Annotated in this window: 20 protein-coding genes and 1 tRNA gene; 16 read left to right on the top strand and 5 right to left on the bottom strand. The window is 68.2% G+C overall.

Features of this window, described 5'->3' with window-relative positions; all coding sequences use genetic code 11:
* Window positions 1-61: 61 nt before the first annotated feature.
* From LSI54_RS10075 to LSI54_RS10020, 12 genes are all read left to right on the top strand, one after another.
* Entirely contained in the window at window positions 62-526 is a 465-nt protein-coding gene (locus tag LSI54_RS10075) for a cytidine deaminase (protein WP_255727359.1), read from the top strand.
* Window positions 523-1872, top strand: coding sequence for a thymidine phosphorylase (locus LSI54_RS10070; RefSeq protein ID WP_241478289.1), 1350 nt, complete (start codon window positions 523-525; stop codon window positions 1870-1872). Before LSI54_RS10075 ends, LSI54_RS10070 begins: the two co-directional genes overlap by 4 nt.
* Before the next feature lie 10 nt (window positions 1873-1882).
* The gene (locus LSI54_RS10065) at window positions 1883-2632 is read left to right on the top strand and encodes a DedA family protein (RefSeq protein WP_241478288.1); all 750 of its coding nucleotides are present in this window, start codon (window positions 1883-1885) and stop codon (window positions 2630-2632) included.
* A gap of 60 nt (window positions 2633-2692) precedes the next feature.
* Entirely contained in the window at window positions 2693-3844 is a 1152-nt protein-coding gene (locus tag LSI54_RS10060) for an adenosine deaminase (protein ID WP_241478287.1), read from the top strand.
* A 2-nt stretch (window positions 3845-3846) separates the two neighbouring features.
* Window positions 3847-4635 carry a MazG nucleotide pyrophosphohydrolase domain-containing protein gene (locus LSI54_RS10055; RefSeq protein WP_241478286.1) on the top strand — a complete coding sequence of 263 codons (789 nt, stop codon included), beginning with the start codon at window positions 3847-3849 and terminating at the stop codon, window positions 4633-4635.
* Between the two features lie 109 nt (window positions 4636-4744).
* Complete coding sequence (gene eno / locus LSI54_RS10050; protein WP_241465169.1) at window positions 4745-6025, top strand: phosphopyruvate hydratase; 1281 nt, start codon at window positions 4745-4747, stop codon at window positions 6023-6025.
* A 230-nt stretch (window positions 6026-6255) separates the two neighbouring features.
* The gene (locus LSI54_RS13195) at window positions 6256-6825 is read left to right on the top strand and encodes an FtsB family cell division protein (protein ID WP_241465168.1); all 570 of its coding nucleotides are present in this window, start codon (window positions 6256-6258) and stop codon (window positions 6823-6825) included.
* 53 nt (window positions 6826-6878) lie between these two features.
* Window positions 6879-7529, top strand: coding sequence for a DUF501 domain-containing protein (locus LSI54_RS10040; RefSeq protein ID WP_241478285.1), 651 nt, complete (start codon window positions 6879-6881; stop codon window positions 7527-7529).
* 76 nt (window positions 7530-7605) lie between these two features.
* On the top strand, window positions 7606-8589 hold the full coding sequence (locus LSI54_RS10035) for a Ppx/GppA phosphatase family protein (protein WP_241470404.1): 984 nt from the start codon (window positions 7606-7608) through the stop codon (window positions 8587-8589).
* Complete coding sequence (locus LSI54_RS10030) at window positions 8586-10043, top strand: S8 family serine peptidase (RefSeq protein ID WP_241478284.1); 1458 nt, start codon at window positions 8586-8588, stop codon at window positions 10041-10043. Before LSI54_RS10035 ends, LSI54_RS10030 begins: the two co-directional genes overlap by 4 nt.
* Window positions 10044-10115: 72 nt before the next feature.
* Entirely contained in the window at window positions 10116-11507 is a 1392-nt protein-coding gene (locus tag LSI54_RS10025) for an NAD(P)/FAD-dependent oxidoreductase (RefSeq protein ID WP_241478283.1), read from the top strand.
* Window positions 11508-11566: 59 nt separating this feature from the next.
* Window positions 11567-11640, top strand: a tRNA-Leu gene (locus LSI54_RS10020).
* A 320-nt stretch (window positions 11641-11960) separates the two neighbouring features.
* Here LSI54_RS10020 and LSI54_RS10015 read toward each other — a convergent pair.
* Window positions 11961-12569 (bottom strand): energy-coupling factor transporter transmembrane protein EcfT, encoded by a 609-nt coding sequence (locus tag LSI54_RS10015; protein WP_241478282.1) that lies wholly within the window; start codon window positions 12567-12569, stop codon window positions 11961-11963.
* Between the two features lie 55 nt (window positions 12570-12624).
* Window positions 12625-13254 carry a biotin transporter BioY gene (locus LSI54_RS10010; RefSeq protein WP_241478281.1) on the bottom strand — a complete coding sequence of 210 codons (630 nt, stop codon included), beginning with the start codon at window positions 13252-13254 and terminating at the stop codon, window positions 12625-12627.
* A gap of 191 nt (window positions 13255-13445) precedes the next feature.
* On the opposite strand from LSI54_RS10010, the gene LSI54_RS10005 reads away from it, so the two are divergent.
* From LSI54_RS10005 to ilvA, 3 genes are all read left to right on the top strand, one after another.
* The gene (locus LSI54_RS10005) at window positions 13446-14363 is read left to right on the top strand and encodes a Bax inhibitor-1/YccA family protein (protein ID WP_241470400.1); all 918 of its coding nucleotides are present in this window, start codon (window positions 13446-13448) and stop codon (window positions 14361-14363) included.
* Window positions 14364-14508: 145 nt separating this feature from the next.
* Complete coding sequence (locus LSI54_RS10000; RefSeq protein WP_241465160.1) at window positions 14509-15963, top strand: AI-2E family transporter; 1455 nt, start codon at window positions 14509-14511, stop codon at window positions 15961-15963.
* Window positions 15960-17246, top strand: coding sequence for a threonine ammonia-lyase (gene ilvA, locus LSI54_RS09995; protein ID WP_241465159.1), 1287 nt, complete (start codon window positions 15960-15962; stop codon window positions 17244-17246). The genes LSI54_RS10000 and ilvA overlap by 4 nt, the downstream gene beginning before the upstream one ends.
* A gap of 127 nt (window positions 17247-17373) precedes the next feature.
* Here ilvA and greA read toward each other — a convergent pair whose 3' ends face one another.
* The 3 genes from greA to LSI54_RS09980 form a co-directional block, all read right to left on the bottom strand.
* Entirely contained in the window at window positions 17374-17874 is a 501-nt protein-coding gene (gene greA, locus LSI54_RS09990) for a transcription elongation factor GreA (protein WP_241465158.1), read from the bottom strand.
* Between the two features lie 145 nt (window positions 17875-18019).
* Window positions 18020-18877 carry a molybdate ABC transporter substrate-binding protein gene (locus LSI54_RS09985; protein ID WP_241478280.1) on the bottom strand — a complete coding sequence of 286 codons (858 nt, stop codon included), beginning with the start codon at window positions 18875-18877 and terminating at the stop codon, window positions 18020-18022.
* Between the two features lie 74 nt (window positions 18878-18951).
* Complete coding sequence (locus tag LSI54_RS09980) at window positions 18952-19389, bottom strand: DUF4307 domain-containing protein (protein ID WP_241478279.1); 438 nt, start codon at window positions 19387-19389, stop codon at window positions 18952-18954.
* Window positions 19390-19622: 233 nt separating this feature from the next.
* On the opposite strand from LSI54_RS09980, the gene mca reads away from it, so the two are divergent.
* Entirely contained in the window at window positions 19623-20480 is an 858-nt protein-coding gene (gene mca, locus LSI54_RS09975) for a mycothiol conjugate amidase Mca (RefSeq protein WP_241465557.1), read from the top strand.
* The last annotated feature ends 114 nt before the right edge of the window (window positions 20481-20594 follow it).

Below are 20594 nucleotides of genomic sequence, written 5' to 3'. Positions count from 1 at the left end.
ACTCGCCTGCGCCTGCGACATTGGCACCCGCGCATGCGGGTGGCCTCGTAGGATGGCCCCTATGACTCAGGACGATGACTTTCTGACCGGACGGATCGCACGGATCCCCGTTCCGGACCACGATGCCGACTGGGAGCGTCTCACCACCCAGGCCAGGATCGCGATGACTCGGGCCTACGTGCCCTACTCGGACTATCCGGTCGGCGCCGCCGCGCTGCTCGAGGATGGATCGATCATCTCCGGGTGCAACGTGGAGAACGCCTCCTATGGGCTCACCCTCTGCGCGGAGTGCACCATGATCGGGGCGCTGCAGATGGCCGGCGGAGGCAAGATCGTCGCGTTCACCTGCGTGAATCGGCAGGGCGAGTACATCACCCCCTGCGGCCGCTGCCGGCAGCTGCTGCTGGAGTTCTCCGCCCCCACCATGCACGTGCGCACCGCCCGGGGCGCCACCACCCTGGCCGCCCTGCTGCCGGAAGCCTTCGGCCCCCGCGATCTTGAGATCAACGACTTGGAGAAGCGATGACCGCTGCCGGTGCGACCTATGACCGCTCGGCCCACGACGCCGTCGAGCTGATCCGGATCAAGCGAGACCACGGACGACTCTCCCAGGAGCAGATCCGATGGCTGATCGCCGCCTACACCGACGGGTTCGTCGGCGACGAGCAGATGGCTGCACTGGCGATGGCGATCCTGCTCAACGGGATGACCCGAGAGGAGATCGGTCACTGGACCGCGGCGATGATCGCCTCGGGCGAGCGGATGGACTTCTCCTCCCTGCGCACGCCCGAGGGCGGGCGCCGGCTCACCGCAGACAAGCACTCCACCGGGGGAGTCGGAGACAAGATCACCCTCCCACTGGCACCGCTCGTCGCGAGCTTCGGCGTGCCCGTCCCGCAGCTCTCCGGCCGTGGACTCGGCCATACCGGCGGCACCCTGGACAAGCTTGAAGCCGTTGAAGGCTGGCAGGCGGATCTGAGCAATGACGCCCTGCTGCGCCAGCTCGATGAGGTCAACGCCGTGATCTGCGCGGCCGGCCCCGGGCTGGCCCCGGCGGACAAGAAGCTCTACGCGCTGCGTGACGTCACCGGCACGGTGGAGGCGATCCCGCTGATCGCCTCCTCGATCATGTCCAAGAAGATCGCCGAGGGCACCGACGCGCTGGTCCTGGATGTGAAGGCAGGTTCCGGCGCCTTCATGAAGTCCCGGGCCGACGCCGCGGAGCTGGCCCGCACCATGGTCGCCCTGGGCACCGACGCCGGTGTGAAGACCTCGGCGCTGCTCACCGATATGGACACCCCGCTGGGACTCACCGCGGGCAACGCCATCGAGGTCCAGGAGTCGGTGGAGGTCCTCGCCGGAGGTGGGCCGGCCGACGTCGTCGAGCTCACCGTGGCGCTGGCGGCTGAGATGCTCACCGCCGTGGGCATCAGCGGAGTCGACCCGGCCGAGAACCTGCGCAACGGACGCGCGATGGACTCCTGGCGTCGCATGATCGCCGCGCAGCGCGGGAACCCGGATGCGGCCCTGCCGCAGGCGGCGCACAGCCATACGATCAGCGCCGGGGTCTCCGGCACCGTGACCCGGATGGACGCCATGGCTGTGGGGCTCGCCGCCTGGCGGCTCGGCGCCGGGCGGGCGCGGAAGCAGGACTCCGTGCAGGCCGGAGCCGGGGTGCGCATGCACGCCAAACCGGGTGACTTCATCACCGCAGGTCAGCCCCTGTTCACCCTGCTCACCGATGATGAGCACCGGATCACCCGGGCGCAACAGTCGTTGGAGCGCGCCGTGGACGTCGACGTCGAGGGCGGCCCGCATGAGACTCCTGATCTGGTCTTTGACCGCATCAGCGCTGCAGACCTGACCGACTGAGGCCACGCGGATGAGTCCCGGGCAGATCCTTGACGCCATCAACCAGACCATCCTGGAGGCGGCCTCCGGATGGTGGACCTTGGTGGGCCTCTTCGTGCTCTGCATGGTCGATGGGTTCTTCCCGATCGTGCCCTCGGACTCGCTGGTGGTCGGCCTGGGTTCGCTCTCGGGAGAGCCGGGCACTCCGTTCCTGCTCTGGGTGGTCCTGGTCGCCGCCTCCGGGGCGCTGCTCGGGGACTTCATCGCCTACCGGATCGGCCGGGCGATCGGTCCGATGCGCTTCGGCTGGATGCGCCGACCCGCGCCCCAGCGCACGCTGATCTGGGCTCGTCATGAGCTGGACAAGCGCGGGGTGCTGCTGATCTTCGTGGGACGGTTCATCCCCGGAGCTCGAGTGGCGATCAACTTCGTCGCCGGCACCACCGGGTTCTCCATCCGCCGGTTCCTGGTGATCGACGCGTTCGCCTCGCTCGTCTGGGCCTCGTACTCGGTGGGGATCGGCGCGATCAGCGCGAACATCTTCGACTCGGTCCTGGTGGCGATGACCGTCTCGATCACCGGGGCGGTGCTGCTGGGCTGGATCTTCGACCGGCTCTTCAGGCTCTTCGCCTCGTGGCTGGACCGCAGGGGCGTGCACATCGACCCGAAGGGCTACCGGGACACCGCGGCGCTGCCCGTGGAGCCCCCGCTGCGGCTGCACCGCGACCGCGGAGATCATGACGCAGACCAGGACGGAGATCACGAACACCCCACGCGCTGAGGTGCGCGGGCGCGACGACCTCGGGCGACTTCCTCCCCGGTCCTGGATAGACTCGCTCCTATGACTTCTACTGCTGCTGATGTCCGCACCGCCGCCGCAAAGCTCGAAGAGCAGCTGCGCAATCTGCCCAAGGTCTCCCTGCACGATCACCTGGACGGCTCGCTCCGCCCAGAGACCCTGATCGAGCTTGCCGCGGAGATCGGCCACGAACTTCCCAGCCAGGACTCCGAGGAGCTCGCCGAGCGCTTCCGGCAGAACGCGAACTCCGGATCCCTGGAGAAGTACCTGGAGGCCTTCGCGCACACCACCGCCGTGATGCAGACCCCGCAGAACCTGCGCCGGGTCGCCAAGGAATACGTCGAGGACCTCGCCGCCGACGGGATCATCTACTCCGAGGTCCGCTGGGCGCCTGAGCAGCATCAGGAGCAGGGCCTGAGCCTGGACGAGGCCGTCGAGGCCGTCCAGGAAGGACTGAACCAGGGCATGGAGACCGTCGCGGAGCAGGACGGCGTCATCGTCGTCGGCCAGCTGGTCTCCGCCATGCGGCAGTCCGACCGTGCCGATGAGATCGTCGAGGTCGCGCTGCGCCACCGGGACAAGGGCGTCGTCGGCTTCGACATCGCCGGACCCGAGGCCGGCTTCCCGCCGAGCCGCTTCGCCGATGCCTTCACCCGGCTCGCCACCGAGATGTTCCCCACCACGGTCCACGCCGGTGAGGGCGACGGCATCGAATCCGTCCGCGACGCGCTGGTCTCCGGCCGCGCCCAGCGCCTGGGCCACGGCGTCCGCGTCGCCGAGGACATCAGCGTCATCGAGGGCGATGTGGACTCCGAGGCCGGGGAAGAGGTCTTCCAGGTGGAGCTCGGCCCCGTGGCCCGCTGGGTCCGCGACCGCCAGATCCACCTCGAGGTCAGCCCCACCTCGAACGTGCAGACCGGCGCGATCGCCGGATTCGCCCAGGGCCAGCCGCCGGAACTCAGCGACCACCCCTTCGACATGCTCTACCAGCTGGGCTTCAACGTCGGCGTCAACACCGACAACCGACTGGTCTCCGGGGTGACCCTCTCCGGAGAGCTCGCGCTGATCGCCAGCACCTTCGACTACGGCCTCGGTGAGCTCGCCGACTTCCAGATCAACGCGCTGGAGTCCTCGTTCCTCGGTCATGAGGAGCGCGAGGCCCTGGCAGGGATGATCCTCGAAGCCTGGCAGTGAAGATGAGCCGCGGCCAACAGGTCAGCGCTGGTCCGTCCCACTCCGGTCTGACCAGGGTTGATCCCGCGGGCAATGACCAGATCGCGATGCTGCGCTGGGTCATCGCGCGGCTGCGCGAGCACTGCCCCTGGACCTCTCAGCTGACTCACGGCGATCTCACCGAATACCTCGTCGAAGAGGCCTACGAGGTGCTCGAAGAGATCGAGGCCGGCAGCCTCGACGAGGGGCTGCGCAAGGAGATGGGGGATCTGCTCTTCCAGGTCGCCCTGCACGCCCAGCTGGCCCAGGAGCGCGGCAGCTTCGACCTCGACGGGGTGGCCCAGGCCATCACCGCGAAGCTGGTGCGCCGCAGCCCGCATGTCTTCACCGCAGAGGGCCGCCTGGCCGTGGATGCGAACGCGACCATCGAGCAGGTGGAGGCCGCCTGGACCCGGATCAAGGCCGAGGAGAAGGCCGCTGACAACGCAGCGGCTGAGATCGGAACGGCTGAGCTCGGAACGGCTGGAAACGGAACGGCCGTGAACGCAGCCGACGGCGGCGGCGGCACACACCTGGCCGGCGTCGTCGGCTCGCTTCCGGCTCACCTGCCAGCGCTCGCGAAGGCCGCCAAGGTCATCGACCGGCTCGGCCGGGAGCGCGGTGAACATCTCCCCAACACTGAATCGGCCACGCTGGCGGCGGCTGACGAGGAGGAGCTCGGTGAACTACTCTTTGCTGTGGTGCGCACCGCACGCGGGAACGGGCAGGACCCGGAGCGGGCGCTGCGCCGCCACCTGAACCGCATGACCTGAGCCTGACCAGCAGGAGCGCTGAACAGCTCGTCGATGCACCGGCGCAAGGGCGCGCTCGGCACACCCGAAAAGTTTCCCACCGAATGAACAACAAGGAGCCGAGAAGAATATGTCTCTCATCGTCAGTGTGTACGGCCGCGAAATCCTCGACTCGCGAGGCAACCCGACCGTGGAGGTCGATGTCCTCCTCGAGGACGGCAGCTTCGGCCAGGCCGCAGTCCCCTCCGGCGCCTCCACCGGCGCCTTCGAAGCCGCGGAACGTCGCGACGGTGACAAGGACCGGTACCTCGGCAAGGGCGTCACCGGCGCCGTGGGCGCAGTCAACGACGTCATCGCCGCCGCCCTGGAAGGACAGGACGCCACCGAGCAGCGCATCATCGACCAGATCCTGCTCGACCTCGACGGCACCGAGAACAAGAACTCGCTGGGCGCCAACGCGATCCTCGGTGTCTCCCTGGCCGTGGCCAAGGCCGCCGCCGACGCCTCGGACCTGCCGCTGTACAAGTACCTCGGCGGCCCCAACGCGCACCTGCTGCCCGTGCCGATGATGAACATCCTCAACGGCGGCTCCCACGCGGACTCCAACGTCGACATCCAGGAGTTCATGATCGCCCCCATCGGTGCGGCCACCTTCTCCGAGGCGCTGCGCGCCGGCGTGGAGGTCTACCACTCGCTGAAGGCCCTGCTCAAGGAGAAGGGCCTGGCCACCGGGCTGGGCGACGAGGGCGGCTTCGCGCCGGACCTCCCCTCCAACCGGGCGGCACTGGATCTGATCACCGAGGCCATCAAGCGCGCCAACTACACCCCGGGCAAGGACATCGCCCTGGCCCTGGACGTGGCAGCCAGCGAGTTCTACGCCGACGGGGTCTACACCTTCGAGGGCGAGTCCAAGACTCCCGAGCAGATGAGCGCCTACTACGGCGAGCTCGTCGATGCGTACCCGCTGATCTCCATCGAGGACCCGCTGGACGAGGATGACTGGGCCGGCTGGAAGAACCTGACCGAGCAGATCGGGGACAAGGTGCAGCTGGTCGGCGACGACCTCTTCGTCACCAACCCGGACCGCCTGGCCAAGGGCATCGCCGCCGACACGGCGAACTCGCTGCTGGTCAAGGTCAACCAGATCGGATCGCTCACCGAGACCCTCGACGCGGTCGCGCTGGCCCAGCGCAGCCGCTACACCACGATGATCTCCCACCGCTCCGGCGAGACCGAGGACACCACCATCGCGGACATCGCGGTGGCCACCAACTCGGGCCAGATCAAGACCGGCGCACCGGCTCGGTCCGAGCGCGTGGCCAAGTACAACCAGCTGCTGCGCATCGAAGAAGAGCTCGGCGACGCCGCGCGCTACGCCGGAGCCTCTGTGTTCCCGCGCTTCACCGCGTAGTCTCGGCAGCTCCCCGGGGTACATGAACGCCGGCGGAACGGGGTGTCAGGCTCACCGGTCCTGGTCGCGACCAGAGGCCGAGCTGCCTGGCGCCCCCTCCTGCTCCGGCGGTGAAGCTTCTGCTCACGCTCGGCCTCGTCGCGTGTCAGATCCGAGCCGCGGGGCTCGCGGCAGATATCCTCAGAGGCCACCCCTACTTCCCCTCTTCCCCCTCAAGGCGGTGACATCTCGTGCCGAGCAGACGTGCTTCTTCAGCGGAGGTCAAAGCGCGCGCGGCCCAGGCTCGTCGGCTGGCCGAGCGCGAGCAGGTCTCCGGCGAGATCCGGACTCCCGCCGACATCACCGCCCGGCGCAAGACGCGCAGCTCCAGCCCTTCCGGATCGGCGAAGACCCCGGTCAGTGCCGCCACGACGGTCCCCGAACGGACCTTCCCCGGCCGGATGATCCTGCTGAGCATCGTGGTCCTGGTCGTCATCTCCTTCCTGGTCCCCACCGTGAACAGCTTCTTCCAGCAGCGCTCGGAGATCAACGAGCTTCAGTCTCAGATCGCCGCTGAGCAGGAGGAGCAGGCGCAGCTGCAGTCGGAGCTGGTGCGCTGGGACGATCCAGACTTCGTCCGCCAGCAGGCCCGCGAACGGATCAACCTGGTCATGCCGGGGGAGCGCCGCTACCAGGTCATGGGTGATCCCGAGGGGAACACCGAGGAGATCCAGCCGCTGGACTCCAGCGAGGTCCGCCACGACCTCCCCTGGGCCGAGGCGCTCTGGGACTCCCTGGTCCGCTCCGCCGCCGAAGACTGATCCGACAGCACACGGGGCCGGCTGGCCGCAGCAGTGGAGTAAACTCGGCTCCCGTGAACTCGACTACCCCGCACCCCAGCGATCTGGACACCCTGAGCCTGCAGCTGAGCAGGCCAGTGCGCGACGTCGTCGAGATCCCAGCCCGCTGCGCCTGCGGAAACCCCCTGGTGGCAGCCACGGCGCCACGGCTGAGCAACGGGATTCCCTTCCCGACCACCTTCTACCTCACCCACCCCGCCGCGACCGCAGCCGTCTCTCGGCTGGAGGCCGCAGGTCTCATGGCCGAGATGAGCCGACGGCTCACCACCGACGCCGAGCTCGCCGCGGCCCATCGGAGAGCCCACGAGAACTACCTCGCCGAGCGCGAACGGATCCGCGGCGTCGCCGGGCTTGATCCGGTCTGGGAGATCGAGGGCGTCAGCGCCGGGGGTATGCCCGATCGGGTCAAGTGCCTCCACGTGCTCGTCGGGCACTCGCTTGCGGTCGGACCAGGCATCAACCCGCTCGGCGATGAGACGCTGGAACGCATCGTCGACGAGTTCACCCCGCAGACCTGCATCTGCGCCGCATCCTGGGACCACGACGCCGCGGTTCCGCAGCGTGATCTCAGTCGTCACGTGCGCCGCAAGAACCAGGGGTTCGCCCGGCAGGAGAACGCGGACGCCGAGGGCCCCGTCTCGCAGGACCCCGAAGAGACCGCATAGAGTGCTGGCAAGGACCCCCGCGGGACGGCCAGCCCGTCGCCCGCTCACGAACACCGGCGAGGAGAAGGACACCCCCATGAGAGTTGCTGCCATCGACTGCGGAACCAACTCCATCCGGCTGCTGATCGCCGATGTCGAAGACAGCGGCCGGGTCAACGATGTGGTGCGACAGATGACCGTCGTCCGCCTGGGCGAGGGCGTGGACGAGACCGGCGAGTTCTCGGCCGGAGCGTTGGATCGGACCTTCGCCGCGGTGGACCGCTACGGCGCACTCATCCGCAGGCACCACGTCGAGGCCGTGCGCTTCGTCGCCACCTCGGCGTCCCGGGACGTGGCCAACCGAGATGTGTTCATCGCCGGGGTCAAACACCGGCTCGGTGTGGAGCCCGAGGTCATCCGTGGCAGCGAGGAGGCAGGACTGTCCTTCGCCGGCGCCGCCTCAGTCCTGGACTGGGACGCCGAGCGCAAGATCCTGGTCGTGGATCTCGGCGGCGGATCCACCGAATTCGTGCTCGGCACCTCCGCCGGGGTCGAGCACGCCATCTCCACCGACATGGGATGTGTGCGCTTCACCGAGCGGCATATGCGCAGCGACCCGCCCACCGACACCGAGACCTCGATGACCAGCTTCGAGACGCTGTCCTTCCTGGAGAACGTCTCCGAGGTGATGCCGCTGCACGAGGCAGAGGTGGTCATCGGGGTGGCCGGCACCGTCACCACGGTGGCCGCGCACGCGCTGAAGCTCGAGGACTACGAACCTGACCTGATCCACGGCGCGGAGATCGACCTCGACACCCTGCACCAGTCGGTGGATCAGCTGGTCCACTCCACCCGGGACGCCCGCGCCCAGATGCCGATCATGCACCCCGGCAGGGTGGACGTGATCGGCGCCGGCGCGCTGATCTGGGGCACGATCCTGGACTACCTGAACAAGGTCACCCACGGGCGGATCATCTCGGCGGTCGCCTCCGAGCACGACATCCTCGACGGCATCGCGATGTCCCTGGCACACTCCCAGTCGCGCGAGCATTCACAGCTGGGAGCGGAGCCGCAGAGATGACAGCAGGCTCACGCGCCCTCGGAGCAGGGCTCGCCGCCGGACTGGGTCTGAGCGGCGCGATCCTCGCCGCGCCGGCAGCCCACGCCGATGAGTGGCGCGACCAGCAGTACTGGCTCGAGGACTACGGCATCACCGAGGCCTGGGAGACCACCCGCGGGGAGGGCAAGACCATCGCCGTCATCGACACCGGCGTGGACTCCAGCCACCCCACCCTCTCCGGCGCGGTCGTCGGCGGGACCGACGTGTCCGGCGCCGGTGACGGCGGCGCCCCGGTGGATCAGGTCGCGACCGAGCACGGCACGCTGGTGGCGTCCCTGGCCGTCGGCCGGGGCACCTCCGCGGAGGCTTCAGCGGTCGCCGGACTGGTGGACGAGGACATCCAAGAGCTCGACGACGACGAATGGGAAGACTGGTGGGAGGACTTCGAGACCTCGCTCGAGGACATCTACGGCGAGGACTGGCAGGACGACGTCGACGCTGAGGCTCTCGCGGAGTTCGAGCAGACCCGCACTGCGCCCCGGGAGCTGACCCAGGATGACGATCCCGACGACGGCGTGGTCGGAGTCGCCCCCGAAGCGTCCCTCCTCTCGGTCTCGCTGCTGCTCCAAGACCCCAACCCCTACGGCGGCGGCACCGAGGAACAGATCGCCGAGGCCGTGATCTGGGCGGTGGACAACGGCGCCGACATCATCAACATGTCCCTGGGCTCGGGCTTCCAGGAATGGCCCGAAGCCTGGGACGAGGCCTTCCTCCACGCCGAGAACAACGACGTGCTCGTCGTGGCCGCCTCCGGCAACCGCGCCTCCGGACACCTCTCGGTGGGCGCGCCCGCCACCATCCCGGGAGTGCTCGCCGTGGCCGGGGTCGACCAGGCCCGCAGCATCAGCGCAGACTCCTCCTCCCAGGGCATCGCCATCGGCATCGCCGCCGCCTCCGAACCCCTGGTCGGCGCCATGCCCGGTGGGGGCTACATCCAGTGGAACGGCACTTCGGGAGCCTCCCCGATCGTCGCCGGAGCCGCCGCACTCGTCTGGGCCGCCCACCCGGAGCTCAGCGCCCAAGAGGTCAAGCACCGGATGCTCTCCACCGCGGATTCAGAAGGAGCCGACGGTGTGGACTCTGAGTACGGACATGGGGTGCTCGACGTGGCCGAGGCGGTCGCCGGCGACGCCCCCGCGTTCGACGCCTCGCAGTCTTCGACGCTGGCCGAATGGGTGCGAGTCCATCGGCGGGGCGAGGTCGAAGAGACCGACACGAACGAGATCCCCGAGGACGCCGGGGTCGTGGCCGGCCCCGAAGGTGAGCCCCGCGCCATGCCCGAGGCGGCCCAGCCGGGCACCGCGCAGGACTGGGCCGGGCCCGCAGCAGTCGGCGCCGCCGCGCTGCTCGTGGTGGCCGTGCTCAGCATGGCCGCGATCCACCTGCATCGCGCCCGTCGCCGCGATCGGAGCTGAGCGATCCACTCGGCTCCTCCGGCCCGAGCAGACCTCACCACCCACCATCGAGCACCGTATAGGATGATGCATATGGCTATTCCACAGACGCTTTCCGCGAAACCCCGTATCCTCATCGTCGGCGGCGGCTACGTCGGTCTCACCACCGCACAGCTGCTCCAGAAGAAGGTGAAGGCCGCCGGCGGGATCGTGACCGTCGTCGACCCCATGCCGTACATGACCTACCAGCCCTTCCTCCCCGAGGTCGTCGGCGGCCACATCGAGGCCCGCCACGCGGTGGTCTCGCACCGCCGCCACCTCAAGGACTCCGAGATCATCACGGGCAAGGTCAGCGCCGTGGATCACGACGGCCGCACCGCCACCGTGGAGCTCTCCCAGGGCGAGACCGTCGAGCTGCCCTACCAGGACATCATCATGGCCGCCGGCGCGACCACGAAGACCTTCCCGATCGAGGGCCTCGCCGAGCACGGCATCGGTCTGAAGACCATCGAAGAGGCGCTGACGCTGCGCAACCACATCCTCGAGCGCATCGAGTCCGCCTCGGTGATGACTGACGAAGTGGCCAAGTCCCGCGCCCTGACCTTCACCGTGGTCGGCGGCGGCTTCGCCGGCATCGAGACCGTCGCGGAGATGGAAGACATCATCCGGGCCGCAGTGGCCGTGAACCCGCGCATCGGTCAGACCGATGTGCGCATCGTGATGGTCGAGGCCATGGGCCGGGTCATGCCCGAGGTCACCGAGGACCAGGCCGTCGGCGTCGTCGAGCACCTGCGCGGCCGCGGCATCGAGGTCCTGCTGAACACCTCGCTCGGCTCCGTCGTGGACGGTGAGATGCGACTGATCAATATGAAGGACAAGTCCGAGGCCGACCGCTTCGACTCCGACACCCTGGTCTGGACCGCCGGCGTCGCCGCCAACGTCGTGGCCAAGAAGTCCGGCTTCCCGGTGGACCCGCGTGGCCGCGTCACCGGCACCGCCACCCTGCAGATCGCCGACGAAGACGGCAGGGTGCTGCAGAACGCCTGGACCGCCGGTGACATCTCCGCGATCCCCGACCTCAGCGGCGGCGGACTGCCCGACGGCACCTGCGTGCCCAACGCGCAGCACGCCTCCCGCCAGGCCAAGGTGCTCGCGAAGAACGTGCTGGCGGCCAGCTTCGGCCAGGGCCAGCTCAACGAGTACAAGCACGACTCCCTCGGGGCCGTCGCCGGACTGGGCATGTTCCAGGGCGTCGGCAACCCGCTGAAGATCAAGATCAACGGGTTCCCCGCCTGGATGGCCCACCGCGGCTACCACGCGCTGGCGATCCCCACCGTGGAGCGCAAGGTCCGCGTGATCGGTGGATGGGTCTCCGAGCTCGTGCTGGGCCGCGACTACACTCCGGTGCGCGATCTCGAGAGCCCGTACCGGCAGTTTCAGGAAGCTGCCGGCGGAGTCAAGCCCAAGGAGCCGGCCAAGGGCTGACCTTGGAACATTCGTGAGGCAGAACTAGAGAGCGGGCTGTCAGTGACAGTCCGCTTTCTGCCCCCATAGCCCAATCGGCAGAGGCAACCGACTTAAAATCGGTCCAGTGTGGGTTCGAGTCCCACTGGGGGCACCGATGATCCCGGCGCGCGCCAGCGCAGGTGGCCGGCCCAGGCGCCCGCTGCCCGGCGCGGAGGGGTCCGTGAAACCGGTGATGTCGATCCCGGGAGAAGTCCTCGTCGAAGTCTTCCGGCACGCGCACCCGCACCCAGGAGAGCTCGAGTGCGGGGTCATCGACGGCTGCCGCTCAGGAGCGGGGCCCCTGGAGTCGCGCAGGATCAGCCGACGGGCCGGGATCGGGTCAGACCATGCAGGACCGAGGCGCACCCAGACCAGGCTGAGGCGGGGCGGATCAGGGCCCGACGGTGGGAACCGTGCTGGGTGTATCCCTGCTCAGCGCACCCCGCGCGCCGCCAGAGCCTCGGCGGTCTCCTCCGCGTGGCGCAGACTCATCACCAGCAGCGGAAGCACCGTGGCGCGCGGAGCGGGCCGCATTCCGCGCGCCCGCTGGGCCTCACGGATGTCTGCATAGAAGGACAGGATCACCGGCACCGAGCGGATGGTCAAGGACAGAGCCAGCGAGATCCGTTCGGCGCTGAGCCCCAGGCGCAGCAGCAGCGGATCCAACGGTCGCAGGACCCGCTCGAAGCTGGAGAGGATGTCCGAGGTCGCCGTGGTCAGGGTGAACAGTGCGGCCAGCAGCACGACGGCGAGCACGCGCGCCACGTTGAAGCCCGCCTCGGCGGGGGTCAGGAAGATCAGCTGGGGGATGGTCAGCACCACCACCAGCCATTTCAGCCGCCAGAGCTGAGCGAACAGGCCGCGAAGCCCGATCCCGGAGAACCGGAAGCCGAGGAGGGTCACGGCCCAGATGCCCAGCAGCACCCCGATGTTCTCGCGAAAGATCGAGGCCGCGAGGGCGGCCAGGAAGATCCCGAGGAACTTCGCACCCACCGGCATCCGGTGCAGGTACGAGGTGCCCGGGCGGTAGAGCGGGATCACCGCAGCAGCGTCATCACGTGCGGTGTCCTCACGTGCGGTGTCACGTGGGACGGCATCAGGTGCGTCGGCGCGAGCGGGCGTGGCTGAACGGGGCCGGGTAGGCGCGTGCCAGCGAGTGGGTCAGCGCCACCGCGATGGCCGCCTTGAGGAGATCGCCGGGAAGGAAGGCCAGGTTGATCAGCGCCGCCTGCTCCATGGTGAGTCCCATCTGGAACGCCATGACCGGCATCCCGCAGGCATAGACGACCAGGATCCCGCCGAGCACCGTGCCGGTGATGGTGCGCCAGAGTCGCAGCGGCCAGGAGGCCTGGGTGATGAGTCCCACCACGAAGGCTCCAGGGATCCAGCCCAGCGCGAAACCGGCGCTGGGCCCGGCGAAGGCGCCCAGACCCCCTGAGCCGTGGGCGAGCAGCGGCAGTCCTGCTGCGACGAGCAGATGGAGCAGCACGATGGACCCGGCGCCGCGCCACGGTCCCAGCACTGCGCCGGCGAGCATGACTCCGAGGGTCTGCAGCGTGATCGGCACGCCCCCGGCCAGGGGGATGGCCGGAAGCTGGCCCAGGACTGCGACAAGTGCTGCGAACATCGCCATCTGGGCGATGCTGCGCACTGCGGTGCTGGGAGCGGCGGGTGCGGTGGCGCCTGGCGTCACCGAGGCGGGCGGGGCTGGAGATTTATTGAACACCGTTCAAATATAGCGCCTGAGGCCGCTCGCCGTCCGCCGGTGGCAGATTTCCAGGTAATCTCCAGCTGCGGCGGGGCGAGGACGCTAGAATGTTCAGGGACTCGTCCCTCATGGGATCGGCCGGACGGCCGTGACCTGCGGGGACAGACGATGAGACATCCACCCGAGCACCGATAGGAGTGCGGTCACACATGTCCAACCCGATCTTCAACACCGGTGCCTTCCCTGACCAGTTCAGCGAGAAGAAGCGCGAGCGGCGCCGGTTCTACATGAATGACCAGGGCGGCGTGACCGAGCAGTCGCGCCAGCAGAGCCCCGCGCAGGGCCAGCCCTTCGCCGCCCAGTACGGCATGCCCGGCCAGCAGGCCTCGGCCGCCGGGGCGGATCAGCTGAACCGCCAGTACAACCTTCCCGATGCCGCCGGCTCCCAGGGCGCGGCGATGACCTATGACGATGTCATCCGCAAGACCGTCACCAGCTTCGCCGTCGTGCTGCTCGGCGCGGCCGGCGCCGTCGCCCTCGGCATGGTCATGCCGGGTGCGATCATGGGGCTGGCACTGGTCGCGGCGCTGGCTGGCTTCGGCCTCGGCCTGGTCAACGCCTTCAAGAAGGAGCCGAACCCGGCCCTGATCCTGGCCTACTCCGCCACCCAGGGCTTCTTCCTCGGTGCCTTCACCATGGTCATGGAGATGATGTTCCCCGGCATCGCCGTGCAGGCAGTGCTGGCCACCCTGGCGGTCTTCGGCACCGTCTTGGCGCTGTTCAAGTCCGGCAAGGTCCGCGCGACTCCGAAGCTGAACAAGATGTTCTTCGTCGCGATCATCGCCTACGCCGTGTTCTCGCTGATGAACTTCGGTCTGGTCATGTTCACCGATATGGGCATGTTCGGTCTGCGCTCAGGCTGGATGGGCATCGCCATCGGCGCCTTCGCCATCCTCCTGGCCACCTACTCCCTGGTCATGGACTTCACCAATATCCAGGAAGGCGTGGAGGCCGGCGTGTCACAGAAGTACGGCTGGGCCGCCGCCTTCGGCCTCACCGTCTCCCTGGTGTGGCTCTACATCGAGATCCTGCGCGTGATCGCGATCATACGTTCGATGGCGGATTGATCACGCTCCGAACTGAGAGCTCAGCGCCGGTGAGCACGCCGGTCAGCTGAGACCGTGCAGACCACGACGGGTCCGCCCGATGCTCGCGAGCATCAGGCGGGCCCGTCGTCGATTCACCCCCTTGTTGCCATGGCAGGATGTAGCAATGAACACTGTCGAGAAGCTCGAGCTGATGGAAGAGGACGTCCCTCCCCGGATGGCCGAGGAACAGCGGATCCAGGAAGACGTCCCATGGGGCATCCGGATCGCCGCTGCCTGGTCCTGGCGCGTCATCATCATCCTGCTCTTCGCGGGCGTGATGATCTGGCTGCTCAGCCACATCTCGCTGCTGCTGATCCCGCTGCTCGTGGCCGCCCTGCTGGCCACCCTGCTGCGCCCGCTGCAGAACGTCTTCGTCAAGTGGAAGTTCCCGCGCGTGGTTGCGGCGATCACCACGCTGCTGGTGCTCATCGGCTTCGTGGCGGGACTGCTCTACCTGGTCGGCCAGCAGCTGGTCACCGGCTTCGCCGAGATGGCCACGCAGGTCCAGGAAGGCCTCTTCGAGCTGGTCACCCTCGCCGAGGACACCGCCGCCCGCTTCGGCATCGAGATCTCTGCCGACCAGATCAATCAGGGGCTCGAAGAAGGCCTCGCCTATCTGCAGGAGAACTCTGACGCGATCCTCGGCGGAGCCATGGCGCTGGGCTCCACCGCGGGCAACCTCGTCGTAGGACTGATCCTCGCCCTGTTCACCCTGATCTTCTTCCTGGCCGATGGCCGCAAGATCTGGGACTTCCTGGTGTTCTTCGCCCCCGGCAAGCACCGCCCCGCCATCCACGGCGCAGGCCGTCGCGGCTGGACCGCGCTGGGCTCCTACATGCGCGTCCAGGTCTTCGTGGCCGGAGTCGACGCGGTGGGCATCGGCGTCGGCGCGGCCCTGCTGGGAGTGCCGCTCGCGCTGCCGGTGGCCGTGCTGGTCTTCCTGGGCTCCTTCATCCCGATCGTCGGTGCCGTGGTCACCGGCGCCGTTGCCGTCATCCTTGCACTGGTGGCCAATGGGCTGGGCAATGCGCTGCTGATGGTCGGCGTGGTCCTGCTGGTCCAGCAGATCGAATCCAACATCCTGCAGCCCATCGTGATGGGCAAGGCGGTGCGGCTGCACCCGCTGGCCGTGATCCTCGCCGTGACCGCCGGCACCACCCTGCTGGGCATCGTCGGCGCACTCTTCGCCGTGCCGGTCCTGGCCTTCATCACCCGGGCCGCGAGGTACCTGGTGAAGGAGGAATGGCGCTCAGACCCCGAGGCCAAGGCCATGGAGAAGCTGGAGAAGGAAGAAGCCGTCAAGCGCGCTGCTCAGAAGGAGGTGCAGGAGGCCGAGGAACAGGCCTCGCTGGCGAACATCACCCGCCGGTTCAAGCAGACGATCCCCGGCCTGGACCCCGAGAGGCGCGGATTCGGACGCCGCGTCGACGCCGCGGAAGGGCAGCCGACCCGCACCGAGACGCACACCGCGGCCGGCACCCGTCCACACCCCGATGCCGACTCCGAGGACGCTGGCCACGGCACTGCCGCTCAGACCCGGACCGACACCCATCCAGATGATGAGGGCAAGCGAGAATGACACAGATCCAGCACGGCGCAGAGGCAGTCGCGCGCCCAGGCGCGCACCTGAGCGTCCAGCTCGAAGACATCCAGGCCGCCCAGGAGCTGCTCGCCGACATCATCGTGCGCACTCCCATGGAGCACTCGCGCGCACTGGGGCGCATGGTGGACGCCACCGTGCACCTGAAGGCCGAGAACCTGCAGCGCGCCGGCTCGTTCAAGGTGCGCGGCGCCTACGTGCGCATGGCGCGACTCTCCGAGGAGGAGAAGTCCCGCGGCGTCGTCGCGGCGTCGGCCGGCAACCACGCCCAAGGCGTGGCGCTGGCTGCCAAGAAGCTGGGCATCACCGCGAAGATCTACATGCCGCACGGGGTGGCCCTGCCCAAGCTCGCGGCCACCCGGGACCACGGGGCCGAGGTCATCCTGCACGGCTCCAATGTCGATGAGGCCCTCGCCGAGGCGCAGCGGAATTCGGACGAGACCGGCTCGGTCTTCATCCACCCCTTCAACAACACCGACGTCGTCGCCGGTCAGGGAACCATCGGCCTGGAGATCCTGGAGCAGGAGCCCGCGGTCGACACCGTCATCATGGGCATCGGCGGCGGCGGGCTGCTGGCCGGCTCCGCCGTGGCGATCAAGCAGCAGGCCGCCCGGCTGGGCCGCGAGGTCAAGATCATCGGCGTCCAGGCCGAGAACGCGGCTGCGTATCCACCGTCGCTCGCCGCCGACGCGCTGGTCCCGATCAAGGGGGTGCGCACCATCGCCGACGGCATCGCCGTGGGCCGGCCGGGGGAGATCCCGTTCGAGATCATCAAGGAGCTCGTCGACGAGGTCGTCACGGTCAGCGAGGACGCGATCGCCCGCGCGCTGATCTTCCTGCTGGAGCGTTCCAAGATGGTCGTGGAGCCGGCAGGCGCGGTGCCCGTCGCGGCTCTGATGGAGGGCAAGCTCGCCGACCTGGGGATCAGGCCCAAGAACGTCGTCGCCGTGCTCTCCGGGGGCAACATCGACCCGATGCTGATGCTGCGCGTGATCCAGCACGGCCTCTCCGCCGCGAACCGGTTCCTCACCGTGAAGCTGATGCTCAAGGATCTTCCGGGTGAGCTCGCCACGATCTCCCAGATCATCGCCGACGCCGACGCGAACGTCACCGGGGTGGACCACAGCCGGATCGGTGGGGCGCTGTCCATGGGGGAGGTCTCCATCGTGATCAATATGGAGACCAAGGGCGCCGAGCACTCTGAGCGGGTGCTCAACCGGCTGCGCGCCCAGGGCTACGAACCGATGGTCCCGCAGCACTGAGCAGGCCCCGAAGCTGGGCACTCCAGCGGTGCTGGGATACTCCCCAAGCACCGAGCACCTCCCAGACACGACGACGGCCCCCTCCCAGTGGAGGGGGCCGTCGTCGTCGTGCTGCGGGGTGTGGCTCTCAGCCGCCGAAGGGCTCGGCGGAGAGGATCTCCACCGGGATGTCCTTGCCGTTGGGTGCGGCGTAGCTGAGCTTGTCTCCCGGCTTGGCGCCGTTGATCGCCTCGCCGATGGGGGAGCGCTCGGAGTAGACCTCCAGGTCGGTGTCTCCGGCGATCTCGCGGTTGCCGAAGAGGAACTTCATCGTGTTGCCGGCGATCTTGGCCTCCACGAGCATCCCGGGCACCACGGTGTCGCCGGTGGGAGCATCGCCGACATAGGCGTTCTCCAGCAGGTCCTTGAGGTAGCGGATGCGCGCCTCGGCCTTGCCCTGCTCCTCCTTCGCGGCGTGGTAGCCGCCGTTCTCCTTGAGGTCGCCCTCTTCGCGAGCAGACTCTATGCGGTCAACGATCTCCTGGCGACCGGGTCCGCTGAGGTGCTTGAGCTCGCCCTTCAGCCGATCGTAGGCCTCCTGGGTCAGCCACTGAGCGTTCTCGTCGATCTCGGGGGTGTTCGTTGACACGGTTCAGCTCTCCTTATTCATGCAAAGACCCCGCCGTTGGACGGCATGCGTTCTGGCCCTTGAGCCCGGGACACGCCTCGGCGGGGTGTTGATGCGTTCCACACATGCTAGTGGGGGTGCTCCGGATTCTCAATCAGGACCGTGGCTATTGATCGGAACTGGCCTCAGCTTCCGCGACAGGGGCGGGAAGGAAGCCCGCTTCGCTGAAGGCTGAACGGGCGCGTTCACCGGCAAGGATGCCGAAGAACTCATTCGCCGCGCCGGAGTTCTCCGGGTCTGTGAGCACCCCGGCCCAGACCTGGGTGGTGCTCTGCTGGAACTGCGGGATCTCGAAGGTCTGCAGCGGGACGTCCTGGGCCAGAACGTCGGTGACATACGCCAGGGCGGCGTCGCTGCTGCCCTCGGTGAGGTTCTGCAGCGCGCTGTCCGGCTCTGCGGAGAAGCCTGCGCGGGTCATGTGGAACTCCTCGTCGGTCAGATCCAGGTCGAAGGCGCCGGAGAGGTCGGTGATCTGTTCGGTGCAGGGAGCATCTCCGGCGCAGGTGCTCACCCTCAGGTCAGCGGCGCGGGCGGCGAAGTCGTCGAAGTCCAGGATCTCGAAGGGATTCTCCGCCGTGGCGACCAGCACCAGTCGGTTGCTCGCCAGTGGAATCGGATCACCCTCGATGCTCCCGTCCTGGGTGAGTGCCAGCATCTGGTCCCGCGAGGCGGTCAGGACCAGGTCGGCGTCGTGGCCAGACTCGATCGTGCGCTCGAGCGCGTCGCTGCCGAGGTACTCGACCTGGGCGGAGACTCCGCTCTGCCGGTCATGGAGATCAGAGCGCAGCGCGTCGAGTGCGGGGGCCGTGGAGGGTGCCGCCAGCACGGTCACGCTGCGATTTTCACCTGCGGAGACTCCGGTGGCAGGGCCGCAGGCGCTGAGTACGAATGCCGCGACGAAGCAGAGCAGGAGCACGAGCGCGATCACGCCGCGGAGTCGGAAGAAGAGAGAATCGGGTTTCATGGACAGGCTCCCCTGAGAAAAGGGTGTGGAGCCCGTCTGCTAGAGCTCTGTGTGTGATGCGGGTGCTGCGGCGGTCAGTCGACGTCCCAGCAGGAGTCCACCACTCCGGTGACTCCGCGGGACTCCGTCCGCACCTCAGTGCGGTAATACTCGCTGCGATCCCCTGGGCTCGATCCCTCGTGCGGACCGATGGTGATGACCCGGGCGCCGACAACTGCATAGCTGTTGTCCAGCACATGGATCATGCACTGAACAGTAGCATCCTGGTCTTTTGACACTTCGAAGTCCACCGAGGCTTCGGTGTCCGAGATGATCCTGTACCCGACGTCGTTATGGGTGAGCTGACCGACCGCATTGCCCACCGTGAAGTAGACGATGGCTCCGAAGGCCAGCACCAGGGCGCCGATGATCATCCAGCGCTGGGATCTCGCGGACGCGCTGCGCCTCGGGGTGCCGTACCTGGACTGAAGCTCAGTGGAGGCAGCGGCGTCGGTGGTGCTGGACTCAGTCATCAGGACTATTCTAGGTGCTTATGCAGAGCTCACACCGCACCCTCTCGAAGAAGTCCCCACCGGCCGCCTCCACCGCCGCATCGGTTCAGCCGAATTCCCGGGCCGGCCGCGCGGGCGGCGCACACCATGGCGCCGGTGCCAGCACCGACGTCGGGGGCGGTGTCGGCACCGAGGTTGCGGCGGCGCTCGCCGGCGCCAAGGCGCAGAGCCTTCCGAGATCCTCAGGCCTGCGCATGCTGGCCGTGCACGCCCACCCCGATGACGAGTCCTCCAAGGGTGCCGCCATGATGGCGGCCTACGCGGCTGCCGGTGCTCAAGTCATGGTGGCCACGGCGACCGGGGGTGAGCAGGGCGATCTGCTGAACCCGGCCGCGGGGGAGATCCTGCAGACCCACCGCGACCTCCCCGGGGTGCGCCGGATGGAGATGGCCGAGGCTGCCGCGGCGCTGAACATCTCCCATGTCTGGCTGGGCTTCGCCGACTCCGGGCTGCCCGAAGGTGACCCCACGCCGCCGCTTCCCTTCGGGAGCTTCGCGACGCTGCCGCTGGAGCAGGCCACGGCCCCGCTGGTGCGCCTGGTCCGCCGATTCAAGCCCCACGTGATCCTTTCCTATGACGAGGTCGGCGGCTACCCGCACCCGGACCACATCATGAGTCACAAGATCACGGTGGAGGCCTACCGGGATGCCGGCGATCCCACCAGGTACCAGGGCCTCGGTGAGGCCTGGGAGCCGCAGAAGCTCTATTACGACCGGGCCTTCAACCCCGGCCGGTTCGAGGCGATCCACAAGGCCCTGCTGGAGGCCGGGCACAAGTCCCCCTATGAGGATCGACTGCTGCGCTTCCGTGACGGGTCGATCCCATGGATGACCGAGCACGAGGTGACCACCCAGATCCCGGTGGGCACCTTCCTGGAGCACCGCGACCGCGCCCTGCGCGCCCACCGCACCCAGGTGGAGCCCGACGGGTTCTTCTTCGCGACCCCCAACGACTTCCTGCGCGAGGTCTGGCCCTATGACGACTACGTGCTGGTCGACTCCCGGGTGAAGACCGAGCTGCCGGAATACGATCTCTTCAGCGGCCTGCGCTGAAGACTTGGTGCGGTGCCGGATTTCTACAACGCGTAGACTTGAGTCGATGGCCGCCGTCGGCGGCTGCCGAAAAAGCCCGGTCCGTCAGGACTGACGACGTTCAAAGGCAGAGAC

Origin of the sequence: Nesterenkonia sp. AY15 (assembly GCF_022565855.1) — a bacterium.
Classification (GTDB): domain Bacteria; phylum Actinomycetota; class Actinomycetes; order Actinomycetales; family Micrococcaceae; genus Nesterenkonia.
The sequence above is the reverse complement of the archived record's forward strand: the minus strand, read 5'-3'. Positions and strand labels throughout refer to the sequence as shown.

Coding starts and splice junctions, on each gene's coding strand:
- LSI54_RS10075 (WP_255727359.1), top strand. CDS start 62: ATGACTCAGGACGATGACTTTCTGACCGGACGGATCGCACGGATCCCC.
- LSI54_RS10070 (WP_241478289.1), top strand. CDS start 523: ATGACCGCTGCCGGTGCGACCTATGACCGCTCGGCCCACGACGCCGTC.
- LSI54_RS10065 (WP_241478288.1), top strand. CDS start 1,883: ATGAGTCCCGGGCAGATCCTTGACGCCATCAACCAGACCATCCTGGAG.
- LSI54_RS10060 (WP_241478287.1), top strand. CDS start 2,693: ATGACTTCTACTGCTGCTGATGTCCGCACCGCCGCCGCAAAGCTCGAA.
- LSI54_RS10055 (WP_241478286.1), top strand. CDS start 3,847: ATGAGCCGCGGCCAACAGGTCAGCGCTGGTCCGTCCCACTCCGGTCTG.
- eno (WP_241465169.1), top strand. CDS start 4,745: ATGTCTCTCATCGTCAGTGTGTACGGCCGCGAAATCCTCGACTCGCGA.
- LSI54_RS10035 (WP_241470404.1), top strand. CDS start 7,606: ATGAGAGTTGCTGCCATCGACTGCGGAACCAACTCCATCCGGCTGCTG.
- LSI54_RS10030 (WP_241478284.1), top strand. CDS start 8,586: ATGACAGCAGGCTCACGCGCCCTCGGAGCAGGGCTCGCCGCCGGACTG.
- LSI54_RS10025 (WP_241478283.1), top strand. CDS start 10,116: ATGGCTATTCCACAGACGCTTTCCGCGAAACCCCGTATCCTCATCGTC.
- LSI54_RS10005 (WP_241470400.1), top strand. CDS start 13,446: ATGTCCAACCCGATCTTCAACACCGGTGCCTTCCCTGACCAGTTCAGC.
- LSI54_RS10000 (WP_241465160.1), top strand. CDS start 14,509: ATGAACACTGTCGAGAAGCTCGAGCTGATGGAAGAGGACGTCCCTCCC.
- ilvA (WP_241465159.1), top strand. CDS start 15,960: ATGACACAGATCCAGCACGGCGCAGAGGCAGTCGCGCGCCCAGGCGCG.
- LSI54_RS09985 (WP_241478280.1), bottom strand. CDS start 18,877: ATGAAACCCGATTCTCTCTTCTTCCGACTCCGCGGCGTGATCGCGCTC.
- LSI54_RS09980 (WP_241478279.1), bottom strand. CDS start 19,389: ATGACTGAGTCCAGCACCACCGACGCCGCTGCCTCCACTGAGCTTCAG.
- mca (WP_241465557.1), top strand. CDS start 19,623: ATGCTGGCCGTGCACGCCCACCCCGATGACGAGTCCTCCAAGGGTGCC.